The sequence below is a fragment of the Pararhizobium sp. IMCC3301 genome, assembly GCF_030758315.1.
Lineage (GTDB): Bacteria > Pseudomonadota > Alphaproteobacteria > Rhizobiales.
In genome coordinates this window covers 3,852,414-3,876,528 of record NZ_CP132336.1, presented here as the reverse complement: position 1 = coordinate 3,876,528, position 24,115 = coordinate 3,852,414, and the positions used below count along the sequence as shown (strand labels likewise).

Here is a 24,115-nt window from a genome sequence, read left to right as displayed (position 1 = left end):
ATGAACAAGGATCAAGCGAGATTCACCGCAAACTTCGTATTCTGCGCCATGCTGAAGAGGTTGGTTCTGTAGTATAAACCTGTCGGTATTTTGGCGTTGGCAAAAGCAGCTTTTATCGATGGCGCGCTGCCTATCAAAGCATGGCGAAACAGGCTGGATTAATCGACCCACAATTCCGAAGTGGCATTCCAATCGGACTCCCATTGAGATCGAGGAGAAGGTTCTTCATCTGCGGAAGAAATACTATCTTGGGCCAATGCGCATCGTCTGGTAACTGGCCCGCTATCACGACATCAAGATATCAGACGTTACGGTCTCTCGGATACTCAAGCGTCATGGCGTTATCCGGTTGCCTCGCGGTACGCGCCTGCGTCACCCCCCAAATCGCATCAACAACGAAAACCAACCTGGCAGGAATCCACTTAACGACGCAGCAAAGCTGTTCAAACAAACCCGGCCAGCTCTATCTGGTTCGGATAATCAGCGAACGGTTCGGGGTAACATGCTCTCAAAGTGTCGTCTCCGATTATCTGGCGGAACTCGGCTTTTCCCATATCTCGGGCCGTCCGCAGCATCCAGCTCAAGATCCACAGGTGATTGAGGCTTTCAAAAAAACTTCGCCAACACGCTCGCAACCCACATAGCCGACCTGCCGGATGGCACGCCAATTGAGGTGTGGTTCCAGGACGAAGCCCGTATTGGACAAAAGAACGGACGCGTCCGTATCTGGGCGAAGAAAGGAACTCGACCACGCCTGCCTGCCGATCAGCGTTACCAGAACACCTACCTGTTCGGTGCCATTTGTCCGAAGCGCGGAACAGGTGCGGCATTGGTCCTGCCCTCCACCAATACCGAAGCGATGCAATTGCACCTCGATGAGATCAGCAAATATGTCACCCGCAAGGCCAATGCAGTGGTGCTGATGGATCGCGCAGGCTGGCACTCGACCGGCAAACTCAACATTCCCAAAAACATCACCATCATCCTGCTGCCGTCAAAGTCGCCAGAGCTGAACCCGATCGAAAACATCTGGCAATACCTTCGGGCAAACTGGCTCTCAAACTGCGTCTTCAAAGACTACACCGCTATCGTCGATGCAGCATGCGATGCATGGAACAATCTCATCCATCACCCAGAAGTCATCACATCAATCGAAATGAGAAACTGGGCTCATGTGGGTCAGTGATTTCTGACTTTGGCCTCATTTTGCGGGACCGGAACTCTCTGGACTTGCCCGTGAAAAGTGGAGGGATTTTCTGATAGTTTTTGACACTCAGGAGGTTCCAATGAGCAAAGAAGTACGACGTGGATTTATGGAAGAATTCAAGCGTGAGACGGTTCGTCTCATTGAGACCAGCGGGCGCACGATTTCGCAGATTGCGGATGAACTGGGCGTCGGTCTGTCCACATTGACGCGGTGGAAGCGGATTTATCGGGAAGCTGAATTGCTGGCCGGGCCACATGAGGATGTGAACAAGGAACTGGCGCGGTTACGCAAAGAGAATGAAATTCTTCGCCAGGAGCGAGAAATTCTTCTCGCTCTCCGTGTGCTCAAACGCATCGGAGCAGGCGGTTTTTTGATCTCAATTCTGCTAAAGGATTAGCCTTGTTCGCGACTGTTTGAAGGTGCGCTCTTCGCCACTTCGCAAAACGACTGAACGGCCGCTTCCCGCATCTCCGAAATTGGCTGGACTTACTGTCAAAAGGAAGCACTACTGGCCGCAAAGACATATCGCCCGGCAACTCCGGGCTCCACTCAGTACAGGCATGGGATAGACCTGTGCCTAATGAATGGAGAACAAGATGTCTAAGAGGCCAACCGAAAATTATGTTGAGTGATTTCAGCAAGTTGTGATTCTCTGTTGTTTGCAAAGACAATGGAGGATCGGATGGCTTGGACTGAAATCACTCGGAAGCAATATGACCGCAGACACTTGCGCTATGCAAGTGATTGTACGGACGAGGAATGGGCGTTGATCGCGCCGTTCATGCCTGCGCCGAGCAAGGTCGGTCGACCGCGCAAATGGCCGATGCGCCAAATATGGAACGCGATCCAGTATATAGCGGCGTCGGGTTGCCAGTGGGCGATGCTGCCAAAAGACTTCCCGCCCTTCACAACGGTCCAGCACTATTTCTACCGATTACGCGACAGCGGCATGCTCGACATCATCAACGAAACGCTGGTCATGTCCGCACGCCTTTTGGCCGGTCGAGCGGCAGAGCCGACAGCGGGTGTGATCGACAGCCAAAGCGTGAAAACCACGGAAAGCGGCGGCCCGCGCGGCTTTGATGCGGGCAAGAAGATCACAGGCCGCAAGCGTCACATCCTCACTGATACACAAGGCAATATGCTGGGTGCGATCATGCACACCGCCGATATACAGGACAGGGATGGCGCGCCGAACGCCATCGCATATACGAAAGAGAGCTTCCCCAGCCTTGCCCATCTGTTCGCAGATGGCGGTTATGCCGGGCAAAAGCTGACAACTGTTCTTCAGAACATGGATGGGCCGACCATCGAGATCGTCAAGCGCCCCGATGGCGCAAAAGGATTTGTTGTTATTGCAAGGCGCTGGGTTGTCGAGCGCACATTTGCATGGCTTGGAAGGTGTCGTCGCTTGGCAAAAGACTGGGAGGCAACCATCGCATCTTCCGAGGCCTGGCTGCTCATCGCATCCATCCGGCGCACCACCCGCCTTATCGCAAGGACTTGAAATCATTAGGTATTAATTTTGAGTCGGGCTCTAATCTCGACTTTGTACGTTTTTGTGGTCAGGTCCAGAGCCAGAAGATGCCCTCGTTCGCTATGAACTCGAGCGCCTCGTCGAGGGGTATGACGACGCCGCCGATGTCATCGACATCCTCCCATTTGCGCCGGTGTGACCAGTATCCGAGCCGGACTTCGTTGCCGTTGCCGGTCGGCTTCAGCCGGGCAATCGGCGCCTCCGTCTCCAGCAGGTAGAGATGGTAGGCACCCTTGTCTTTGTAAAAACCGACGCCACCACCATTGGCGTCGTCGAAGGCTTCGATGCGAACGGCGATTTCGTCATGCTGCATGTGCCGATCATACATAGGAACACCTCAGGGCACGTGATTCACTTTGCCGCAGGTTTGCCTGCTTGCATGGTCAGCGACAAGGGATTCGAAACATGGGATGAAACATCATGCCCCCTTCTTGCCGCCGTCTCCGGGCGATCCCGTTCCCCAGATCCTGCGCGATTGGCTGCAGGCGCTGCGCCCGTGCTTCACGGCGCCCAGTTGGGAGCACATGCTCGTCCTGGTCATGGGGGCCGTGCTGGCCCCGGGCAAGCGCACCGTCAGCGCCTGCCTGCGGATGACCGGGCGCGCCGAGGCGAAAAACTTTTCGAGCTACCATCAGCTCCTTAACCGCGCCCGCTGGGAGTCTCGCGATATGTCTCGGCGCCTGCTGGCCATGATCATCGACCGCCTCGTGCCGGAGGGTCCCGTGGTCATCGGGATGGACGATACAATCGAGCGCCGATGGGGGCGCAAAATCACTGCGCGCGGCATCTATCGCGATCCTGTCCGCTCCAGCCATGGCCACTTCGTCAAAGCCAGCGGGCTGCGCTGGTTGAGCTTCATGGTGCTGACGCCGGTCCCTTGGGCAGGTGTTGTGAAGGCCCTCCCGGTGCTCACCCTGTTGGCCCCCTCGGAGCGCTCCGACCACCAGCGCGGACGCAGGCACAAGCTGCTGACCGACTGGGCCCGCCAAGGGGCGCTCCAGCTCTGTCGCTGGATGCCAGAGCGCGACATCGTCTTCGTGGGCGATAGCGGCTTCGCTGTCCATGAACTGGCGTACGCCATCGGCGGCCGAGCAACCCTCATCAGCCGACTGCGGCTCGACGCCAATCTCTACGCGGCCCCTCCAAAACGTGACGGCCACACCCTCGGACGCCCGGCGCAGAAGGGGCCACCCTTGCCCAAGCTGAAAACGCTGCTTTCAAACCCGACCACGCCCTGGAAAAGGATCACCGCGTCCTCCTGGTATGGGCGCAAGCACCATAAGGCACTCGAAATTACCTCGAGCACCGCATTGTGGTACCGACCTGGTACGCCGCCCAAGCCAATTCGCTGGGTCCTCGTCAGGGATCCTGACGGCCGGCGCGCTCCGCAAGCTTTCTTCAGCACCGATACAACGCTCGATCCTGCCGACATCATCGCCCTGTTCGTCCGCCGCTGGCAGGTCGAGGTCACCTTCGCCGAAACCCGCGCCCATCTTGGCGTCGAAACCCAACGGCAATGGTCCGACAAAGCTATCGCCCGCACCACGCCGGCGCTGCTTGGTCTCTACAGCCTTATCTCTTTGTGGGCGTGCGATCTGTTGTCCAAGTCGAGCATTCCTTATGCCGCAGCCTGGTATCGTAAGACCCATCTCACCTTCACCGATGCCATCGGCGCCGTAAGGCTCGCCTTATGGGTCGGAGACATTTATCAACACTCCCCGCCGCACCGGGAAAGACACAAAATCCCTCCCGACCGTCTCGTGCGTATGGCAGAGGCTCTCTGCTTCGCCGCATAATGTACAAAGTCGAGCTAATAGAACTGTTTTGACTGCAGCGAAGGTGGAATCCAACCCCACCAAGGCGAAGATTACGCGACAAACACAATTGCTCAAACTACTTAACCGGAAGTCCGGTGTTACCATCGCACAGATCCAGAGGGCCTTTGGCTGGCAGCCGCACACAGCGCGCGCAGCCATCTCAACGCAGCGCAAGGCCGGGTTCGTGATTGAACGAAGCGAGAGCGACAAAGGCTCTGTCTACCGAATCGTCGAAGAAGCCAACAAATGATGAAGACGGACCGTTCAGACAGCTTTGAAAAGCTGATCGCTGCGATTGACGTAATGGACCGGCCTGGGTGCCTAGAACGCTGGCGAGAGGTGTTCGGACGATCGCCGCCCAAATACCTCTCGCCGCAATTCTTAAGAAGAGTTTTGATCTGGGAGGCGCATAACCGGACGCTAGGCGGTCTTTCGACCAAGACAGAACGTCGGCTGAAGCAGATCGCATCAGGCAAGGCTGCACTTACTCCCGCGAAACCAGGATCGCAACTGGTTCGAGAATGGAATGGGCGCACCTATCAGGTTGAAGTGGTCAAGGACGGCTACGTTCTGGATGGTAAGACCTGGCGATCATTGTCAGCCATCGCCCGGCACATCACAGGCGCTCACTGGTCCGGCCCCCGTTTCTTCGGAGTGCAATGATGCGCCGGGTTCGCTGCGCGATCTATACCCGCAAGAGCTCCGAAGACGGGCTGGAACAGGATTTCAACTCTCTCGACGCGCAGCGAGAGGCTTGTGAAGCCTATATTGCAAGCCAGAAGCATGAGGGCTGGGAACTGCTGCCAGATCGTTATGATGATGGCGGGATATCGGGCGGTCATCTCGACCGCCCGGCATTGCACCGGCTGATGCAGGCCGTCGATGAAAAACGTGTTGATCACATCGTTGTTTACAAGATCGACCGGCTCACCCGCTCGCTGGCGGACTTTGCCAAGCTGGTCGACAGGTTGGACGCCGCCGAAGCCTCCTTCGTCTCGGTCACACAATCCTTCAACACCGCGACCAGCATGGGGCGGCTAACTCTTAACGTGCTTTTGAGCTTCGCCCAATTCGAGCGCGAAGTCACAGCCGAGCGCATCCGGGACAAAATTGCGGCCTCCAAGCGCAAAGGGCTTTGGATGGGTGGAAATGTCCCGCTTGGCTACCAAGCCGATGGTCGGACGCTGAAAATCGATGATTGTGAGACGGCCACGATCAGGACACTTTACGATCTCTATCTGGAACATGGTACTATCCGAGAAGTAAAGGAGCGGGCCGAAGACCTTGATCTCAGATCCCGTCGCCGTGAACGCTCGGGCGATCGCGCTTCCGGCGGCAAATCCTTTGATCGCGGACATATCCATCACATCCTGAGCAACCCGATCTACGCAGGACAAATTCGGCACAAGGGCCAGGTTTATGAAGGGCAGCATCCGGCTATCATTGACCCGAAAGTCTGGAAACAGGTTCAGAACACGTTGAAATGTGGAGCCGCAAAGTCCCGTGGTACTAAGCAAAAGGGCACGCGATCCCCGCTTTCGGGTAAGCTCTTCGATGAAACCGGAGACCGTCTGACCCCCAGCCACAGCCGGAAGAGTGGCATGCGACTTCGTTACTACATCTCCCGACGGTTGGTGACTGATCGCAGTCGGATGCATCCAGATGCCTGGCGACTGCCTGCTGAACAGGTTGAGGGTTTGCTGACTGATCTGGTGAAGCAACACCTGATGAGACCAGAGGCGGCTTGTTCATTGACGCAAGGTATGTCCGCGTCAGACGTACACACAACCGCCGAAAACCTGGCAGACCCAAGACAGGCATCTGAATACCTGGCACTGATCGAACGAGCAGACCTGCGCCCAGGATCTCTGATGGTCTTGCTGAACCAGCATGAACTTGCCGAGCTGCTTCAGTGCCGGTCCGACCAGATCAATTCTACGGACCTGAGAATCGAAGCTCCGTTTCGAATACGTCGGCGCGGTGTTGAACTGAAACTGCATCTGGGCGACGTGCCATTTGAGATCGATCGGACGCTTGTGCAGAATATCGTTAAGGCCCGCCGTTGGCTGGCGATGATCATAGAAGGCCAGACGTTTGGCGAAATCGCCATGGTCGAGGGCACATCCAAACGGCGGATTCAGGATATCGTTGATCTGGCATTGCTGGCGCCAAACGTTCTCGACGCCATAGCGTCTGGTAATCAGCCTGATGGCCTTACCACGGACTACCTGATCAAGAAGGGCTTCCCAGCCATCTGGTCAGAACAGCGCAACCAATTCGAAGCGCTCTGAGGCGTAACCCTCCAACCTTCCCAAAACTCGTACCGCCGGAATCGTAAACAGAGACTTCGGCTGTAATTTGGCCACCATAACACTCATATCCGCGTCTCACCCGAAATCTGCATATGCCAAGCTCCAGAAAACACGGGCGAATTTCGCAGCAAACTCTTACCGTCTGGAATCGTGGAAGTGGGTGGCTGTGCAGGCAGTCCGGAGCTGACCAGTCTGAGCGACATTTCCCTGAAAACAGGGAAATCAACAGGGAAATCACGCTATTTTCGCCATTTCTCGCGCCTACGTCCCTGATTTATGGCTATAAATCAGCTACTTACTGTTGAATTCCCTAGCCGAATTAACAGGGAATTTTTGTCGAATAACAAGGTATTATTTGAGGCGAACAGGGAGATACCATTCCCACTGATTCTCCTTGGCGGAATACGATTGAATGCGACTTGGCCGTTTTTATCTCCATTCGCTCATTCCGCTGATAACCCGTCGGAGCTACCTTTGGAAGCCTGCCTTGGCGCCCGCGCCGAACGTTGTCGGCGCGGGCGAAAACTTTCACAGCGCGACGATCACCGCGTCACGACCCGGAATATGCGTCGCACCCGCATCGCCCCAAAGTGTTTCCTTAACGGCAAGCGGCGCACCATCGATCGTCACTGCGATTGGTTGTGCGTCGGGAGTCGGATTGATGAGCCACAGATATCGCTGATCCCCATCCTGATGCAGACGTCCCTGCACGGCCTTGTTGCCGGTTTGAATCGCTGGGGTAATCCCGGCCCAGTCCAGACAGGTCTGAAACCACGCCGCCACTCCCGCGCCATTGGTCTCAAGATCGCGGAAATGCCCGGCGGACATGTGCGTGCCGACGAGAAGAGTGCGCCCTTTGCCGTGGGTTGAGGTGGTGATCGCCACTCGACCTCCCTCGAAATGCCCCAGAACCTTAGCGCCCTTGGGAGAATAGGATTGAAGGAACCCGCCACCGCGCAATGTCGCATCGGCGTCAGAATCCAGCGAAAGACAGATCCGGTCGCCGATGTCGGGCATGAACTCCACTTCGTCCTCGACCACGCCAAACACGGCATCCAGTCCGTTGTTCGGTTGCTGCACGCCAACGCGGCCATCGTCGCCAAAATATCCCGGACAGGCTTCCGAGATCAGCTGCCCGCCATCCGCCACCCATTTGGCCAGTCGACCAGCCAACTCGGCGGGCATCATGATCGGGTAAGGCGCGTATATCACGTCATATTTTTCAATATCCTGGTCATGAACCCAATCGGCCTGCACACCCATGTCAAAGAATGCGCGATAGGCGCCCCACATGGCATCCTGATAGGTCTTGAACCCACCTTGGCTGGACAATAACAGGTCAAACCGCTGCGCCTCGGGGATCATCAACAGGCCAATATCGCCGCGCACCGGACTGGCAGACATGCAGGCGGTCTGTTCGGGCGCATTGACCCAACGGCCAATTTTGGCCTGCATTTCCGAGCGGGGTGTGCGGCTACCGTCCATGCCATAGGCACCAAAAGCCCCAAAGAGCGGCCCGTTCAGCAGCGGACGATACCGCAAATTCATCATGCCACGCGCACCGGCGGCAAAGGAGGCCAGCGACCACAGGCGGATATCTTCGGGCGTGGCAACGCGTGCATCTTCCTTGTCACGGCCCAGAACCTGCGGCTGCATCCAAAGCGGACCGCCCTGTCGTTCGGCATGCCAAAACGGTTTGCCGCGCGCCGCGCCCCGGATCAGATCACCGGCAAAAAAGTTGCGCCACGGTTGATTGCCCTTGCGCGCGCCGATCCAGGTGTAGCCATAAATCTCGACCTGTTCGGCTGCACGCCAATCATTGCAACCATGCCCGGCCAGCGCCGTAACCGCGCCCGCAATACCATGCGAAATGATTGTGGCATCGGGATCTACAGCGCGGATCGTGTTGATTTTATCCTGTACATGGCCATAGAAATTATCCTCACGGAATCTCAGCCAGTCCAGACATTCGGAATAGGGCTGAATTTGCCGGGGCGGCATGATGTCGTCCCACTCGGCGTAGGAATAGCGATGCCAGACCTTTGCCAGCGCATCGAGTGTGCCGTATTTTTCACGCAGCCAGACGCGAAACGCGGCCGCAGTCGGTTTTGAGAAATCATAGTCGGGGCTGTAGTTTACCTCGTTGTTCACGTCATAACCCATCAGGCCCGGATGGCCCCGATAACGACCCGACAGTTCGGTCAGAAATCCCATCACCGCCTCATGCACTTCAGGTGCATTCAACGTCAGCGGTCCCGCGCCGCCCAGGCCATCGCCAAAGCCACCAACCGCAACCGAGGGGCTGTGCTGCGACGCCATCAGCGTTCCGTCTGCCTTGCACATCCGCGCAAAGTCCAATTTGCGTTGCAGCCAGTCAGGCGAAGCCATGGTGAATTCTGCGATCACCGTCGCCATGCCATTTTCTGCCGCCAGATCCAGCTGCCGATCGCAATCATCCCAGTCGTATTTGCCGGGCGCGCGTTCAATCGCCGACCACATGAACCAGTGGCGAAACGTGTTCAGGCCATCACTTGACGCTATGCCGTAATCACGGGCCCAATCCTCTCGTGGGGGATTGGATTTGCGAAAGTAAACAGCCCCGTAGGGCACCTGTGGCAGTTTAGCGGGCATGGATTTGTCCTTTTGGCGGAATGAAGCCGGTCCCTGGTCAGGGGCCGAAGTGTCAGATTGCACAGGAACAAAGCGACTATCGGCCCCGCTCCTGCGATGGTTCAGGGCCTATTCACCAGAAGCGAGCACCTGCAAATTGCGGATCAGGGCGGAGTGATCGAGGTCCCCATCACCGCGCCCAATGGCGGCTCCCATCAGTTGATGCACCATCGCGGTGTTGGGCAGCGCAACATCCAAAGCGCGGGCGGCATCTATCGCCAGACCCAAATCTTTACGATGCAGCGCGATGCGGAAACCTGGCGCAAACGCCTCGTCAATCATCCGCTCGCCATGCACTTTGAGAATGGCGCTATCGGCAAAACCACCCGTCAGCGCCTCGCGCACACGCGCCGGATCGGCACCGGCACGTGCAGCCAAAAACAGCCCCTCGGCCACGGCTTCAATCGTCAGTCCGACAATGACCTGATTGCAGACCTTGGCCACCTGTCCGTCGCCTGCAGACCCGATATGGGTGATGCGTTTGCCCATCACCTCTAGAATTGGTTTGGCGCGGGCGAAAGCCGCCTCGGTGCCACCGGCCATAATCGTCAGGGCAGCATTCTTGGCCCCCGCCTCGCCGCCAGACACCGGCGCATCAACCCAATCGGCGCCCTGCGCGGTGATCCGGGCCGCAAACTCTCTGGTTGCAACCGGCGAGATCGAGCTCATATCGATCACCAACGCCCCATCTTGCAGACAGCTCGCCACGCCATGGTCGCCAAATAGAACTTCTTCAACGTCCGGCGTGTCCGGCAACATCAGAACGACGACCTCGGATGCTGCAGCAACAGCAGCGGCACTGTCCAATGCAATACCCCCGGCCGTCACCAGATCCTGGCTGACCTCCTTCACCCGGTGCAGAAACACATTGTGCCCCGTTGCGATCAGGTGTCCCGCCATTGGCCGCCCCATGACGCCTAGCCCAATAAACCCGATTTTCATGCCTTTACTCCCATATCCTTCATCCAGGCCAGCCCTTCAGACGTACCAGCGCGGGGTTTGTATTCGCAGCCCACCCAGCCGTCATATCCAAGACGATCAAGGCTTTGCATCAGGTAGGGATGGTGGATTTCGCCGGTACCCGGCTCATGCCGGCCGGGATGATCGGCAATCTGGATGTGTGCGATTCGATTTTGATTGCGCTCGAACGTCGGCACCAAATCGCCCTGCATGATCTGCGCATGGTAGAAATCATATTGCAGCCAGAGGTTTGCATGCTCGACCTGCTCGATGATCCGCAGCGCGTGATCGACGCGGGATAGATGAAAACCGGGAATGTCGCGGTTGTTTACCGGTTCAAGCAGAAGCCGTATCCCCGCTGCCTCCATCCGCGGCGCGGCATAGGCGAGGTTTTCGATCATCGTCGCATCCAGTTCGGCGGTGGGCACCCCCTCAGGCGCGATGCCGGCCAGACAGTTAATCTGCTTGCAATCCAGCGCCGCCGCATAGTGCAACGCGGTATCCACTCCGGCGCGGAATTCCTCGATCCTGTCTGGCAGGCACAATAGGCCACGCTCACCACCCGCCCAATCGCCCGAAGGCACATTGAACAGGACCTGCGTCAGCCCCGCCCCGTTTAACGCAGCGGCAACTTCCGTCTCTGAATGGTCGTAGGGACCCAGGTATTCCACCCCGGAAAACCCGTCCGCCGCCGCAGCGGCAAAGCGGTCAAGAAAATCGTACTCAGTATAGAGCATCGACAGGTTGGCGCAGAATTTGGGCATCATATCCTCTATAGTCTTCTCTTGCGAAACGGGTTTGGCTCAGGCGTTAAATCGCGTGCGGTGAAGCATCCGCCGATTACGAGGATCAGGGTTCGGCACGGCGGAAATCAGGCTCTGGGTATAAAGTTCAGCAGGGGCGGTGCAGATTTGCTCGGCGGATCCCGTCTCGACGATCCGGCCCTGATGCATCACGGCAACCCGATCACAGAAATACCGCACCACCGAAATGTCATGCGCGATAAAGATAAAGCTGAGGTCGAGCCGCTTTTGCAGGTCAAGGAGCAGATCCAGCACCTGCGCCCGGATCGACACATCCAGCGCTGATGTTGCCTCATCCGCAATGATCACACGGGGGTTCGAAGCAAGAGCGCGGGCAATGCTGATCCGCTGACGCTGACCACCGGAAAAGGCGTGCGGATAGCGCTCCATCGCGGACTGTTCCAGACCAACCAGTTCCAGCAATTCCGCCACACGCGCATTGAGCGCAACATCGCTCATGCCGCCGCCCACAATAAGCGGATCGGCTATCACTTGCTTTACCGTCATCCGCGGATTGAGCGACGCGAAGGGGTCCTGAAAAACCAGGCGTACAGCCGAGCGATAGCGCGCCAGATCGGGTCGCGGCATCTGCGTGACTTCCTCGGCACCCTCATCGCCATGCCACAAAATGCTGCCCTCAGACGGCTCGACAATCCGTAAGAGCATCCGCCCAAGCGTTGTTTTTCCGGAACCGCTCTCGCCCACGATTCCCAAGTTTTCACCAGGCCAGAGATCAAGGCTGACAGCGTCGACAGCTTTGATTTCATAAGTTTTTTTGCCACGCCAATTTGTGGCGCCAAACCCCTTGGTCAACCCCCGCGCCTGCAATAGTGGCTGCCCAGCCCTATTCGGCGCAATGCGCTTTACCGCTGTATCAAGGCGCACAGTCGCGGCCAGCAGCGCCTTGGTGTAAGGGTGCTGAGCACCGTAAAAAATGTCGTCCACCGGCCCTTGTTCGACGATCTTTCCCCAGCGCATCACTGCGACATGATCGGCGACCTCGGCGACAAGGCCAAGGTCATGGGTGATCATCAGCATGGCCATCCCACGCTCGGCCTGAAGGCGCGCGATCAGATCCATGATCTCGGCCTGCGTGGTGACATCAAGTGCGGTGGTTGGCTCATCCGCAATCAGGATGTCGGGATCACAGGCCAGCGCCATGGCGATCATTGCGCGCTGCCGCATGCCCCCCGAAAATTCGAACGTATAGCGGTCCGCCATATGTTCTGGCTGAGCGATCTCGACCTGCCGCAGCAGATTTACCGTCTCGGCCTTGGCCTCTGCCTTGGTCATCTTGCGGTGCAAAAGCAGCGCCTCGACAATCTGCGTGCCAATGGTCCGTACCGGCGACAGTGAGGACATCGGCTCCTGAAAGATCAGGCCAATCCGCCCACCGCGCACAGCACGTATTTCGCGGCTGTTGGACGCCAGGGCATGAAGGGCCAGCGGCCCCTTGGGCCCACGCAAAGTGATCTCACCGCCCGACACCTTCGCCTGTGCATCAATCAACCGTAAAAGCGCCCGCGCCGTTACCGATTTGCCAGAGCCGCTCTCACCGACAAGACACAGGGTTTTACCAGGATAGAGATCAAAGCTCACATCCCGCACTGCATGCAGAATATGGGTCCGCAGGTGGAAATCCAGACTGAGATTGCGCACGGTCAGAACCGGCTCTTGCGCCACATCTGGTTGGGCCATCTCAAGCTGGGTCATCTCGGCGCTCATGTCGCGTAAGGGTCTGCGGCATCACGCATCCCGTCGCCCAGGAAATTGAATGATAGGACGGTCAGAACCACCGCTCCTGCGGGCCAGACCAGCAACCAGGGCGCTGTCGCCACCGTGCGGATATTCTGCGCGTCCTGAAGCAGCACACCCCAACTGACCACCGGTGATTTCAACCCTATACCAAGAAACGACAGCGCCGTTTCCGCAACGATCATCGTCGGGATCGCCAGCGTCACCACGGCAAGAATATGCGAGGTCAACGAGGGTAAGATGTGCCGGAAAATAACACGCGCCTGGCCGGATCCATCCAATATGGCGGCCGTCACGAAATCCTCGTCACGCAGTGCCAGAAACCGGCCCCGCACTTCACGCGCAAGACTCGTCCAGGCCAAGAGCGACACGATCAGCGTCACCATGAAATAGACGGTCAGCGGAGACCACGTGATCGGCACAGCAGCGGCAAGACCGAGCCAAAGCGGGATTGTCGGCATCGCGCTCGTCACTTCGATCAGACGCTGGATGACGATATCGGTCCAACCGCCATAATACCCCGAAAGCGCCCCCAGAACGACGCCAATAAACAGGCTCGAAATGACACCGATCAGGCCAATCGACATCGACACCCGTGTTCCATAGATCAGTCGGCTCATCAGATCCCGGCCAAGACTGTCGGTGCCCAGCAGGTTCATCGGTTTACTAGCGTCCAGCGGCCCAATCAGATGGGTATCCATCTCAAACAGACCCCAGAGCCGATAGGACGTCCCTTCAACAAAGAATCCAATCGGGATCACCGCTGTTTCATCGATCGCAAACGAGCGACGCAGAGACTCCTGGTTCACGGTCATGGTGTAACCCTTGACGTGTGGCTGCCAGTGCCGGTCGCCACTTTCATCTGTTACAAAGAAATCAATGCTTTGCGGCGGTGCATAGGTGAAACGCGGCTGTGCCAGCGTGGGCGATGTGGGCGCCAGAAACTCGGCAAACAGCCCGACGAGATAAAACAGGAGCACGACGATCCCGGCAAAAACCGCCACCTTGTTGGCGAAAAACTTCTGCCGGATCAGCGTCCATTGGCCTGACACCGCAATCTTGCTTGCATCCTCACCGGGGCGCAGTGGACTGATCGCGGGGCCGGTTTCCTCTGGTATCTGTGATATCTTTTCCATCAGGTGAACCTTATGCGCGGGTCAAGCAGGGCCAGCAGCAGATCGGACACCAACATCCCGATTAGAGTCAGCACCCCCATAAGCAGAATGAAACTACCGGCCAGATACATGTCCTGACTTACCAGCGCCCGCAGCAAAAGCGGTCCAGCCGTTGGCAGGTTCAGGACAATCGCGGTAATCGTGACGCCAGAGATCAACTGCGGCAGCACCCAGCCAATCGCCGAGACAAAGGGATTGAGCGCGATGCGCACCGGATAACGCATGATCACCTTGTATTCCGACAGACCTTTGGCCCGCGCGGTCACAACATAGGGCTTTGATAACTCATCGGTCAGATTGGCCCGTAGAATGCGGATCAGAGCAGCGGTACCCGAAGTGCCAATGACAATCACCGGAATCCAGAGATGTTTCATCAGGTCCCAGACCCGGCCCCATGACCAGTCAGCCCCGACATATTCCGGCGAAAACAGCCCGCCAACGCTCTGACCGAAATATTTGTAGCTGACATACATCAATGTCAGCGCGAGAATGAAATTCGGGATCGCCAGACCCAGAAAACCGAAAAACGTTGCCACGTGATCGCCAATAGAATGACGGCGCACGGCGGAATAGATGCCAATGGGCAGCGACACTGCCCAGACAAATACCAATGCCGCCATCGAGATCGACAGGGTCGCTCCCATACGATCCCAGATCAACTCGCTGACCGGGCGGCCCCATTCAAACGAGTAGCCAAAATCGCCCCGAAGCACGATGCCGCTGATCCATTTGAAATATTGCAGCGCCATCGGATCATCAAGGCCGTAAGTGGCCCGCATCCGGGCAAGCTCGGCCGGATCAACCGTCTGACCGCTGTCGGCCATCGACGCCATAAGCGACGTCAGATAATCACCCGGCGGCAGTTGAATGATGAAAAACGAAATTACCGAGATGCCGAACATCGTCGGCACCATCAACAATATCCGTTTGAGAAAATAACCCCACATCAGGCAGGCACCTTCCATGTCAAATGAACTGCCTCAACGATATCAATATGCGGCACGGTTACAATGGCGCGACCATCGCGCAGGGTTACATCTGCAGCGTTGTCGGTAATCGGCAGATGCGCCGCCACACCGGTTACACCCACAGGGAGGGCAATCGACACCTCCAGCGGCCCAACGGGGTAAATCTCATGGATCGGCGCCTTCCACATCATCGGGTTGGTAAGGTTCACAAGTGTAACAAGCGCCGCCCCTTCCCCCAGTCGCACACCAATATCCAGAACGCCTTTGCCCGTCACTTCGACCATCGCGGGCCCGGATAGTGCCCAACGGACCGCGTTTTCCATCAAACGCTGATGATCCTTGGCCTGTACGTCCCAAAAGGTAGCGCCGATGTTCCATGGGATATGTACCGTACGCCCCCCGGATGGTGTCTGGCGCGTCACAACTGCAGGCGCTGTGGCCGCATCGCGAGGATAGACCTCCTCCATCGGCAGATCGGGGAAATCAGGGATGTAAAGAAACGGCGTCTCAGTGTCTTGGTCTGCCTCAATCCCGACAAGACGAATGCCGCCGATGATCCGTTCGGCGCCCTCATAACCGGCGTTTATCGGATGATCACCCGACAGTTCGACATAGGTATTCTTGACTGGTCCGCGTGGCGCCACGGTGAGCCGCGTGCCCAAAACCCTGGCCAACCCACATTCTGCGCGCGGCACGCCGTCCTCGCCGGCCATGGCGCTTTCGCCCGCAACGATCAGATTGCCGCCGCGTTCGACCCAATCGGTAATCAACGCGCATTGCACGTCGGACAAACACCGCGCATTGGGCAGGATCAGCACACGGAACCGGTCCAGCATCTCGTCTGTCATCGCGTGATCGGAGACAAACTCGAACGACAACCCAGCCTCGACCAGCGCGTGACAGAAGCCCTTTTCATCTGCCTCGGCCTGATCGCGGTTGGTCCAATCAAACAGACGCAAGGTCGTGGTCGCATCCAGAATGGCAATTTCGCAGGCGGGCTTCGTCGCCTCCAGCGCAGGTTCCAACTTTGCGTGCAGATCAAAACCTTCGGCCACCGGCGCGATCCAGCGCGGATCGGGAATGACCCCGTTAAACTTGGTAAACCATGGCAGCATTCCATGCGCCACTCCGTCACCGATCCAGCTGGTTATTTCTGGTCCGGTGGTAACGGAATCCTTCCAGCGGTGCACCGGCTCTTCCGGTCCGACAGATGTGATCAGCACCACAGACCGGTCACGGAATGTGGCGCGGATGCGTTTGGCGTTGCGTCCCGCCATCCAGACCGGCTCAAGCCCATGGCGACCCTGATGATCAACCACCAGAAACGGGCAATGAGCCTCGATCGTTTCCAGATCAAATTCCATGAGCGAAGCACCCCCCATATTGGGGATAAAGCTTGCATTGGGCCGGATCGCCTGCACCGCGCGGTCCCAATCGACAACCAATTTCGTCAACCGATCGCGCCGCCACGCCACCCAGGCCCGCCATGCGGCGTCATCGGGATTGCTACCTTGCGGCAAATCATGACCCGAGGCATCGCGGAACCGCTTGGCGCAGCCCTCGCAATAGCAGATACCATGCCCCTGCCAGCGGTTGGCGAAAACCGCATCAATGTCATATTCGCGCACAATTTCACGCACGATCTCAGGCATATATTCCATGTTGTAGTCGCCATAGGCGCAGGTGACCCAGACATCGGGAAACGCCCAGTGCCGCCGCGGATTGCTCGTGGCATCGACGGCCACCCATTCGGGATGCGCTTCGGCGGCATCACTATGAATTGCATGTGGATCAACACGCGCCATCACATGCATAGACCGCGCCCGCGCGCCATCGACCAACGCGCCAAACGGGTCGGTATCGCCCAGCCATTTGCTACGATAATGGTAGGGCACCTTTGTCGGGTAATAGGCGATATACCCGCCTGCACTTATGCAAGTGGCGTTTGATCCTGTCTGCCGAAACACGTCGATCCACTCATTCACATCGAACTTTACCGGATCGTCCTCGGCCAGCGTCAACTGCGTCCAGCGGGTCGCCCCGCGATGCCATTCAGAACTCCGCAAAAGACGTGCAGCATCATGTGCCGTGTCGGGCATGTCGTACTCTCAATTCCAGGGAAAAGGCGTGCGGCCCGTCGGGAAGAAACCGGGCCGCACATTGGTATCAAACGATCAGTTCTTGAAGAACTGCTCCGGCCTTGACGGCCCCGGTGTTGGCCACCCAAAGCTGTTGGCCATTACTGGCATGGTGTTGACCATATCATTCTTGACCACACCATATCCGTTCGGCGGCAGTGAGACGCCAAAGACAAGGAATTGATCCGCAGCAGCCTCGAGTATCTCGGCCATCTTGGCCTGCTGCGCCGCCAGATCACCGGTGGCCAGCAGATCGCGATAGCGCTGTTGCTGATCTTTGATCTCCTGCGGTGGCTCAATCGCATCCGGGTTGTCGGGCGATCTGAAGTAAAGCGACCAGCCCGGCGCATAGATTGAGTTGGTGCTGTAGGGTACGAAGTACCGTGGATCGAGCATCGCAGCTATGCCACCATTAGCGCCAAATTGATGCGCCGAGGCGTCAAAGTCGCGACCATTGCGCACCCGTGTTTCCCAAAGAGAGCGGTCCATCGTGCGGATTTGTGCATCAATGCCCACGGCCTGGAACATAGGGATTGCCAATTCGAACATGTCGATAAACGTCGACCGCACCTGATCAATCTCAAACAGAATCGACAGGCGCCGCCCCGATGGATCAAGGCGATAACCGTCCCCATCCCGCTCAGGCACGATGGCATCAAGCATCTTGTTGGCCAGATCAGGATCGTACTGCGTGAACTGCGTCGCCAGCCGTTCATTATAGAGCGGATCGCTGTCGTTGATCGAAGGCTGCGCTGGCTTGCCCTGCCCAACGAACACCGCGTCAATCAGATCCTGCCGGTTAATGGCAACCGATAGCGCCTGACGGAACTCGATGTTATTGTAGAGCTCGTTCTTGACCGCATCAGTGTGGTTCAGATTCAACTGGAACACCATTACATTCGCAGCGGTTTCTTTCAGGGAATAGAAATCATAGTCCCCATCCTGCTTACCGTCGAACAACACCGGCTTGTTTGCTGGCGTGGCGATGTATTGGTCCATCATGTCGATTTCACCCTGAAGGGTCTTCAACAGCAGAACCTCCGGATCAGCAACCATCTGATAAACCACCTGATCGAAATAGGGCAGTTGTGTCCCTTCGGTATCGACCTTGTGGTAATAGGGGTTGCGCTTGGCGATGGCGCGCTCGGTGTCTTCGCCTGGTGCTGATGTGAATTTCCATGCATTCAAGGTCGGACGGGCCGAGTTCTGGAAATGAACGTTGTCCTCATCCAGACCGTGCTCGCGTGCAAACAGCGCAACCCAGCTTTCAAACCCTCGCTCTTGCGCCAGTTCATTGGCTTTTGGATTATACCTTATATGAAACTGCTTGAGGTAATGGGCAGGTGCTTTTGTCAGCTGATCCTGGTTGGCCCATGCAAGACCCTGGGCAAAAAAACCATTGGGCGAAGCGAAGACAACGCGGAAGGTCGTTTCATCGACAATCTCAATTTTCGCAACTTCGCCGTTGGCCTGCCAATAACTCTGGCCTTTGGTCGATGGGGCCTCGGGGTCCTGAAAAATGTCTTCATACCAAAAACGGATGTCTTCGGTCGTATAAGGTTCGCCATCTGACCATTTATGCCCCTTGCGCAAGTGGAAGGTATAGACCGTTGAATCCGCGTTGACTTCATAACTTTCTGCAACGTTAGCCTCCAGGCCAGACCAGTCCGGAGTAAAACGCACCAGTGGCTCGTAACCCTGATAGCGGATCAGCATCGACAAGGATCCACCACCAACAAGTGCGTGGTTCCAAGTGCCACCCTGCGCGCCCGGCCGGTCCGTTGGTGTTATAATCAGTGGGTTTTCGGGTAATCTTGCGTCTTGAGGTGGTAAATCAACCTCTTGTGCAAATGCCGGAATGCCGCTCAATGCGACCCCGACAAGGGCAGTAGTGGACATAATAAAGCTACGTCTGCCAATCCTGTTCATGCTGTTTCTCCCAGAAAAAAACAATATTTTGGTTCCCCCATAGCATCATACATCGAATATCGTTAGGTAAAGCGTTATGTAAAAGAAAGGTTTCTGAATTAGCAAACACAGCGCAATCGTTGGAAATCAATAAGTTGACCAAAACCCGCCGCATTGCGGCAACACCATGAGGCACGGATGAGTAAAATTACCCTCCGAATCATCGCCGAACAAACCGGTCTGTCCAAGTTCGCTGTCTCCCGCGCGCTGTCCGGCAAGCCGGGCGTCAGTGAGACCACACGTGCCCGTGTGATCGAGGCAGCTACAAACCTTGGGTACAACCGCCCGACGCGCAACACCTTCATCATCGGCGCGGTTTTCGATGTCGAAGATCACGCCAACGGCGAGATGAACGTCCAGATTCAAAACGGCCTGCAAAGCGAGGCGGCGCGCCTTGGCTACACGATCCGCGCCCATTGGACCGCCGGAGACGGCGATCTCAAGAAGTTCATTGACGGCTGCGACGCCATTTTCTCAGTCAATGTGCAGCACAAACCCTCACTGGCGCAGATCATGAATAGCGCCAAACCCGTGGTGCGGTCTGGTTGGGCCGATCCGTTGGAACAAGTTGATCTCGTCGGCGGCACCGACCGCGAGGCTGGCGTTGCCACCGGCACATATCTCTATGATCTGGGCCACCGCGAGATTGTCTTTGTCCATGGCGACATCGATTTGCGCGGTCGGCGGGAACGTCTGCTGGGCCTGCAGGAAGTGGTCGAGGCGACACTTGGCATGACCTGCTATGACGTGACATGGGGTGGCGACACGACGTTTACCCAAGGGCTCGACCGGGTTCTGGCCGAGGGTGGCCATCCAACCGCTTTTTTCTGCGGTCACGACGGGCTGGCTATCACCGCCTATTCTGACATCCTGTCGCGTGGCTGGCGCATTCCGCGCGACGTTTCGGTCGTGGGTTTCGGAGATTTCAGCCCCGCCCTTCAGGTTAGCCCAACCCTGACCACTGTCAAAATAAAAGCACAGGAATTTGGCCGTGCGGCCGTGCGACGACTCGACACCCGCCTGAGACACCCCTCGCTAAAACTTGCACCGATGCGCCTATTGATCCCGAACATGCTGATCGAGCGCGGTTCAACTGCGCCCCTGACGATAGATTGGCGCACACCAATTTAGCATTACAGTTGCATTTTTTGTTTGATATGGGCTTGTTGTGCAGCGGCCTGATGTGCCCGCCTCCAAAGTGACCATACGATGATGTGTGCCGGTTCGATTTGTCGTTGGGCCAGCCGAATGGCGATCCGCCGGATTTCCTGGACCGACCAGCGGATCAGTTGCGGATTTTGCCCTTTATGGCGCGGATCGTTTTAGGGGGCGGCCCGGTGTTTGCGCAATGGCGGATTGTCGCCATCATAGCGAAGGCAAGCATGACCAGCGAGACGTGACGGTGCCAGCCGTGCCAAGAGCGGGTTTCGTTGTGGTCAAGGCCAAGCGCGTTCTTGGCGGTTTCGAAGCTGTCCTCGATCGCCCAGCGACGACCCTCCACCTTCACCAATGTTTCGATGGGTGTTGCCGCCGGACACCATGTGGAAAAGTAGGCCAGATCGCCATCGGCGATGTTTCTGCGGATCAAAAGGCCCTGTGTCCATAAGCCAGACCGGCGTTCATCGTATTCATCCGCGTCAAGGTCAGCCAGTTCGAGATAGGCCCAGTCATGCAAACGTGCGCCTTTTGTGCCGTTCCCTGCCGACAGGCGTTGCCATGCCGTCTCACTGAGGGCCTGTGCAATGTCCTTTGCGGTTCCACCGACAGGCTGAGGCTTTGCCCATGAATTGAAGAGATGGTTGGCGTTCACCCCGAGCACGTAGCCTTTGCCGGCACGCCGTAGTGCGGTTTCGATATCGCCGACGCCGTAAACACTGTCCGCCGCCGCCCAACTGAATGGCACGCCCGCGGCAAGCGCCCGCTCGATCATTGCCACGGCGATCGAGGGTTTGGTCGCAAAGCCAACCTGCGAGGGCACATGGGCCGCAGCCATACGGTCCGCATTATCCGTCCATGCCTTCGGCAGATAAAGCGCCCGGTCGATGAAGCAATGACCATGACGCGAGACATAGGCGGCAAAGTCCCCGATCTGGCAGTTGGTGATCTTGCCCGCCGATCCCGTGTACTGACGACCAACACCGCAGGAGGCCTTGCCCTGCTTCAAGAACCCGGTCTCGTCAATGACCAGAACCGCGTCCGCGTCGGCCAAGCTCTCAAGCGCGTAATCCCGGACGATGTCGCGCAGACCGTCAGCATCCCAGTGGCCGCGGCCCAAAATGGCTTGCTGACGCCAAGGACCCGGATCGCCCGCAGCCTCCGCCCGCATCCAGCCGGTCTTGCGCCGCTCATCGCCAAGCAGACCGTCCAGAAACGCGCCGGCCGAAGCTGCTACCCGGTCCTGACTGAAAAGCGGACGCATGCGCGCTTTTACATCCCGCAAGCAAGACGCCCAAAGCTCAAGCGTCGCCTCTATCGATGTACCCGTCATTCACAACCTCCGAATCATCAAGATCCAGAGATTCAGAAGACGATAATAAATGCAACTGTAATGCTAGCATTACAGTTGCATATTGTCTGACAGTCTGAATCAATAGGTCTCCATGTCAGGAGGCCGTGGATGACGTATGGATCGATTGAGACGACGCTGGAGCTTTGGGCGTCGTCGTTGCGCGATGTGAAGGCACGAATGCGTGGATTGTTCACGCAGGAGCGCGTGGCAGCATCGGCAGGGTTGTTTCTGGACGGGTTGCTGGGCGACGAGCGGCGCAAGACGGGCTGGATGCGCGCCGAAGCGGCGGGTGATCCGGGACCGTGGCGACAGCAGGCCATCCTTGGCCGGGGCCGGTGGGAGGCCGACGCATTGCGCGATATCGTGCGCGACTATGTCGTGGAATCGCTCGGTACCGAGGATGCGGTGCTTGTCATCGATGAGACTGGCTTCCTCAAGCAGGGCAAGGGATCGTGTGGCGTTGGGCGTCAATACACCGGCTCTGCGGGCAAGATCACCAATTGCCAGATCGGCGTCTTTGCCGCTTACGTCTCGCAACACGGCCATGCCTTCATCGACCGGGCGCTGTACCTGCCGAAGAGTTGGACTGGTGATCCAAGCCGATTGACCAAAGCGCATGTTCCAACGACGATTGGCTTCGCGACCAAGCCCGCGCTGGCGCTCACCATGATCGAGCGTGCAATCGCGGCAGATGCACCGTTCGCATGGGTTGCCGCCGACAGCGTCTACGGCGTCGGCGATATCGAGCAGGCGCTGCGTCGTGCCGGCAAAGGTTATGTGCTGGGGGTGAACTCCAACCATCACTTCGGCTCGTGGGTTGGCAAGCCTGCGGTTGCGGGCACTGCAGCAGAGATCGCGCAGGATCTCGATCCTTCCGCATGGCAACGTCTCTCGGCGGGCCACGGCACCAAGGGGGCGAGGCTGCACGACTGGGCGTATCTCGAACTCGCCGACCTTGACGCGGCCGAGTACGACGAGAGCCGCCCAGGTTTATGGACACGAGGCCTGCTGATCCGGCGCCATATCTTCAATGGCGACCTGGCGTTCTTCACGACCTGGTGCCCGGCGGAAACGGGCATCGACAGGCTCATCAGCGTCGAAGGTCACCGCTGGGCAATCGAGGACAGCTTTGAAACGGCCAAGAATGAACTCGGGCTTGATCATAACGAAACCCGCTCGTGGCATGGCTGGAACCGCCACGTCTCTCTCGTTATGCTTGCCTTCGCGATGATGGCTGCCATCCGCCATAAGGCGAACCAGAAAACGCCCCCAAAAAGAATGCGCACGCAGGCCCCACACTGATCCGCTGGTCAATTCAGGAAGTACGGCGGATTGCGGTTCGGCTCGGCCAACGACGCATTGAGCCCGCTCACATTATCGCGTGGTCAATATGGCGACGAGCGCACCAAGCCGCTGCAAAACACGCACATATACAATTAAAAACGCAACTGTAATGCTAGGTTCAGGACCCGTTAATTTACGTCTTTTCATACTTGAGAAAATCAGATTCAATCTGGCAACAGATGGAGGTTTGTCATGTCTGATTTGTTTTGGTTGTCTGATCATCAGTTCGCTCGGATGCGCCCATATTTCCCCCTAGCCCATGGCGCACCCCGTGTGGATGATCGGCGAGTGATTTCGGGGATTATCTTTGTCATCAAAAATGGCCTTCGGTGGCGCGATGCACCTGCCGAATATGGCCCGCATAAGACGCTGTATAATCGCTTCGTTCGGTGGAGCCGATTGGGTGTTTTTGATCGTATCTTCAGTGCTTTGTCGGCTGAAGACGGAGAACCTGAAACCTTGATGATTGATGCGACCCACCTGAAAGCACACCGCACAGCCTGCGGTCTTTTAAAAAAAGGGATGTACCCCGTCATATCGGGCGCACGAAGGGCGGCCTGAACTCTAAACTGCATGCAGTAGTCAATGGTGAGGGGAAACCGATCATCATGGCACTCACAGCAGGCCAGGTATCTGATCACATCGGAGCCAAAATCATCTACCCTGAACTGCCAGATGCCAAAGTCATGATCGCTGATAAGGGTTATGACAGCGATGAATATCGTGCAGCACTCAAGGCTAAAGGTATTTCTTCATGTATCCCACCACGCAAGGGCCGAAACAACCCTGCGACATTCTGCAAACGCCAATACAAACAGCGTCATAAGGTCGAAAACATGTTCGGCAGGCTCAAAGACTGGCGGCGCATAGCAACCCGTTATGACAGAGGCGCAGACATTTTCATGGCTGCAATCACTATCGCAGCAATCGTCATATGGTGGATTTAATGAGT

General features: G+C 57.2%; 18 protein-coding genes and 3 pseudogenes. 11 read left to right on the top strand and 10 right to left on the bottom strand.

The window, feature by feature from the left end; genetic code table 11:
• The 4 genes and pseudogenes from RAL88_RS18610 to RAL88_RS18595 form a co-directional block, all read left to right on the top strand.
• Nucleotides 1-418 (top strand): annotated as a pseudogene (locus RAL88_RS18610) (helix-turn-helix domain-containing protein); the annotation flags it as partial.
• A 49-nt stretch (nt 419-467) separates the two neighbouring features.
• Nucleotides 468-1,186 (top strand): annotated as a pseudogene (locus RAL88_RS18605) (IS630 family transposase); the annotation flags it as partial.
• A gap of 100 nt (nt 1,187-1,286) precedes the next feature.
• Nucleotides 1,287-1,535, top strand: a pseudogene (locus RAL88_RS18600) (transposase); the annotation flags it as partial.
• A gap of 354 nt (nt 1,536-1,889) precedes the next feature.
• Nucleotides 1,890-2,714, top strand: coding sequence for an IS5 family transposase (locus RAL88_RS18595; protein ID WP_306265500.1), 825 nt, complete (start codon nt 1,890-1,892; stop codon nt 2,712-2,714).
• 58 nt (nt 2,715-2,772) lie between these two features.
• On the opposite strand, the gene RAL88_RS18590 is transcribed toward RAL88_RS18595, so the two are convergent.
• Nucleotides 2,773-3,072: a hypothetical protein gene (locus RAL88_RS18590; RefSeq protein WP_306265320.1), complete on the bottom strand. Its 300-nt coding sequence runs from the start codon at nt 3,070-3,072 to the stop codon at nt 2,773-2,775.
• Nucleotides 3,073-3,154: 82 nt separating this feature from the next.
• Between RAL88_RS18590 and RAL88_RS18585 the strand changes: the two genes are divergently transcribed.
• Genes RAL88_RS18585 through RAL88_RS18570 form a run of 4 tightly spaced genes read left to right on the top strand, consistent with a single transcriptional unit; the run spans nt 3,155 to nt 6,852 of the window.
• Nucleotides 3,155-4,540: a transposase gene (locus RAL88_RS18585; protein WP_306265319.1), complete on the top strand. Its 1,386-nt coding sequence runs from the start codon at nt 3,155-3,157 to the stop codon at nt 4,538-4,540.
• 28 nt (nt 4,541-4,568) lie between these two features.
• Entirely contained in the window at nt 4,569-4,811 is a 243-nt protein-coding gene (locus tag RAL88_RS18580) for a DUF3489 domain-containing protein (RefSeq protein WP_306265498.1), read from the top strand.
• Nucleotides 4,808-5,224, top strand: a complete 417-nt coding sequence (locus RAL88_RS18575) for a DUF2924 domain-containing protein (RefSeq protein ID WP_306265497.1) — start codon at nt 4,808-4,810, stop codon at nt 5,222-5,224. The genes RAL88_RS18580 and RAL88_RS18575 overlap by 4 nt, the downstream gene beginning before the upstream one ends.
• Nucleotides 5,224-6,852 carry a recombinase family protein gene (locus tag RAL88_RS18570; protein WP_306265496.1) on the top strand — a complete coding sequence of 543 codons (1,629 nt, stop codon included), beginning with the start codon at nt 5,224-5,226 and terminating at the stop codon, nt 6,850-6,852. The genes RAL88_RS18575 and RAL88_RS18570 overlap by 1 nt, the downstream gene beginning before the upstream one ends.
• A 549-nt stretch (nt 6,853-7,401) precedes the next feature.
• On the opposite strand, the gene RAL88_RS18565 is transcribed toward RAL88_RS18570, so the two are convergent.
• From RAL88_RS18565 to RAL88_RS18530, 8 genes are all read right to left on the bottom strand, one after another.
• The gene (locus RAL88_RS18565; protein WP_306265495.1) at nt 7,402-9,504 is read right to left on the bottom strand and encodes a beta-galactosidase; all 2,103 of its coding nucleotides are present in this window, start codon (nt 9,502-9,504) and stop codon (nt 7,402-7,404) included.
• 108 nt (nt 9,505-9,612) lie between these two features.
• On the bottom strand, nt 9,613-10,485 hold the full coding sequence (locus RAL88_RS18560; RefSeq protein ID WP_306265494.1) for a 2-hydroxy-3-oxopropionate reductase: 873 nt from the start codon (nt 10,483-10,485) through the stop codon (nt 9,613-9,615).
• Nucleotides 10,482-11,267 (bottom strand): 2-oxo-tetronate isomerase, encoded by a 786-nt coding sequence (otnI, locus tag RAL88_RS18555; RefSeq protein ID WP_306269756.1) that lies wholly within the window; start codon nt 11,265-11,267, stop codon nt 10,482-10,484. The genes RAL88_RS18560 and otnI overlap by 4 nt, the downstream gene beginning before the upstream one ends.
• 39 nt (nt 11,268-11,306) lie before the next feature.
• Nucleotides 11,307-13,019, bottom strand: coding sequence for an ABC transporter ATP-binding protein (locus RAL88_RS18550; RefSeq protein WP_306265493.1), 1,713 nt, complete (start codon nt 13,017-13,019; stop codon nt 11,307-11,309).
• An 8-nt stretch (nt 13,020-13,027) separates the two neighbouring features.
• Nucleotides 13,028-14,197, bottom strand: coding sequence for an ABC transporter permease (locus RAL88_RS18545; protein ID WP_306265492.1), 1,170 nt, complete (start codon nt 14,195-14,197; stop codon nt 13,028-13,030).
• A complete protein-coding gene (locus RAL88_RS18540) occupies nt 14,197-15,183 on the bottom strand; it encodes an ABC transporter permease (protein WP_306269755.1) in 987 nt (328 codons plus the stop codon). Before RAL88_RS18540 ends, RAL88_RS18545 begins: the two co-directional genes overlap by 1 nt.
• Nucleotides 15,183-17,303: a family 10 glycosylhydrolase gene (locus RAL88_RS18535; protein WP_306265491.1), complete on the bottom strand. Its 2,121-nt coding sequence runs from the start codon at nt 17,301-17,303 to the stop codon at nt 15,183-15,185. Before RAL88_RS18535 ends, RAL88_RS18540 begins: the two co-directional genes overlap by 1 nt.
• 75 nt (nt 17,304-17,378) lie before the next feature.
• Nucleotides 17,379-19,271: an ABC transporter substrate-binding protein gene (locus tag RAL88_RS18530; protein WP_306265489.1), complete on the bottom strand. Its 1,893-nt coding sequence runs from the start codon at nt 19,269-19,271 to the stop codon at nt 17,379-17,381.
• Between the two features lie 177 nt (nt 19,272-19,448).
• Here RAL88_RS18530 and RAL88_RS18525 point away from each other — a divergent pair, with 177 nt between their 5' ends.
• Nucleotides 19,449-20,441, top strand: coding sequence for a LacI family DNA-binding transcriptional regulator (locus RAL88_RS18525; protein ID WP_306265487.1), 993 nt, complete (start codon nt 19,449-19,451; stop codon nt 20,439-20,441).
• A 154-nt stretch (nt 20,442-20,595) separates the two neighbouring features.
• Here the strand turns inward: RAL88_RS18525 and RAL88_RS18520 are convergent, their stop codons facing one another.
• Nucleotides 20,596-21,798 carry an IS701 family transposase gene (locus RAL88_RS18520; RefSeq protein WP_371932115.1) on the bottom strand — a complete coding sequence of 401 codons (1,203 nt, stop codon included), beginning with the start codon at nt 21,796-21,798 and terminating at the stop codon, nt 20,596-20,598.
• A 129-nt stretch (nt 21,799-21,927) separates the two neighbouring features.
• Between RAL88_RS18520 and RAL88_RS18515 the strand changes: the two genes are divergently transcribed.
• Together RAL88_RS18515 and RAL88_RS18510 are read left to right on the top strand one after the other, a co-directional pair.
• The gene (locus tag RAL88_RS18515) at nt 21,928-23,121 is read left to right on the top strand and encodes an IS701 family transposase (protein ID WP_306265486.1); all 1,194 of its coding nucleotides are present in this window, start codon (nt 21,928-21,930) and stop codon (nt 23,119-23,121) included.
• A 234-nt stretch (nt 23,122-23,355) separates the two neighbouring features.
• A protein-coding gene (locus RAL88_RS18510; protein WP_306265485.1) for an IS5 family transposase occupies nt 23,356-24,110 on the top strand; the annotation gives its coding sequence in 2 pieces (ribosomal slippage) (nt 23,356-23,689 and nt 23,689-24,110; 756 coding nt in all).
• Nucleotides 24,111-24,115 lie beyond the last annotated feature (5 nt).

Excerpts from the sequence above, each read along its gene's own strand:
- RAL88_RS18570 (WP_306265496.1), top strand. The coding sequence starts at position 5,224 with ATGCGCCGGGTTCGCTGCGCGATCTATACCCGCAAGAGCTCCGAAGAC.
- RAL88_RS18535 (WP_306265491.1), bottom strand. The coding sequence starts at position 17,303 with ATGCCCGACACGGCACATGATGCTGCACGTCTTTTGCGGAGTTCTGAA.
- RAL88_RS18520 (WP_371932115.1), bottom strand. The coding sequence starts at position 21,798 with ATGACGGGTACATCGATAGAGGCGACGCTTGAGCTTTGGGCGTCTTGC.
- RAL88_RS18530 (WP_306265489.1), bottom strand. The coding sequence starts at position 19,271 with ATGAACAGGATTGGCAGACGTAGCTTTATTATGTCCACTACTGCCCTT.
- RAL88_RS18550 (WP_306265493.1), bottom strand. The coding sequence starts at position 13,019 with ATGACCCAGCTTGAGATGGCCCAACCAGATGTGGCGCAAGAGCCGGTT.
- RAL88_RS18540 (WP_306269755.1), bottom strand. The coding sequence starts at position 15,183 with ATGTGGGGTTATTTTCTCAAACGGATATTGTTGATGGTGCCGACGATG.
- RAL88_RS18565 (WP_306265495.1), bottom strand. The coding sequence starts at position 9,504 with ATGCCCGCTAAACTGCCACAGGTGCCCTACGGGGCTGTTTACTTTCGC.
- RAL88_RS18590 (WP_306265320.1), bottom strand. The coding sequence starts at position 3,072 with ATGTATGATCGGCACATGCAGCATGACGAAATCGCCGTTCGCATCGAA.
- RAL88_RS18560 (WP_306265494.1), bottom strand. The coding sequence starts at position 10,485 with ATGAAAATCGGGTTTATTGGGCTAGGCGTCATGGGGCGGCCAATGGCG.
- RAL88_RS18515 (WP_306265486.1), top strand. The coding sequence starts at position 21,928 with ATGACGTATGGATCGATTGAGACGACGCTGGAGCTTTGGGCGTCGTCG.
- RAL88_RS18585 (WP_306265319.1), top strand. The coding sequence starts at position 3,155 with ATGAAACATCATGCCCCCTTCTTGCCGCCGTCTCCGGGCGATCCCGTT.
- RAL88_RS18545 (WP_306265492.1), bottom strand. The coding sequence starts at position 14,197 with ATGGAAAAGATATCACAGATACCAGAGGAAACCGGCCCCGCGATCAGT.
- otnI (WP_306269756.1), bottom strand. The coding sequence starts at position 11,267 with ATGCCCAAATTCTGCGCCAACCTGTCGATGCTCTATACTGAGTACGAT.
- RAL88_RS18595 (WP_306265500.1), top strand. The coding sequence starts at position 1,890 with ATGGCTTGGACTGAAATCACTCGGAAGCAATATGACCGCAGACACTTG.
- RAL88_RS18575 (WP_306265497.1), top strand. The coding sequence starts at position 4,808 with ATGATGAAGACGGACCGTTCAGACAGCTTTGAAAAGCTGATCGCTGCG.
- RAL88_RS18525 (WP_306265487.1), top strand. The coding sequence starts at position 19,449 with ATGAGTAAAATTACCCTCCGAATCATCGCCGAACAAACCGGTCTGTCC.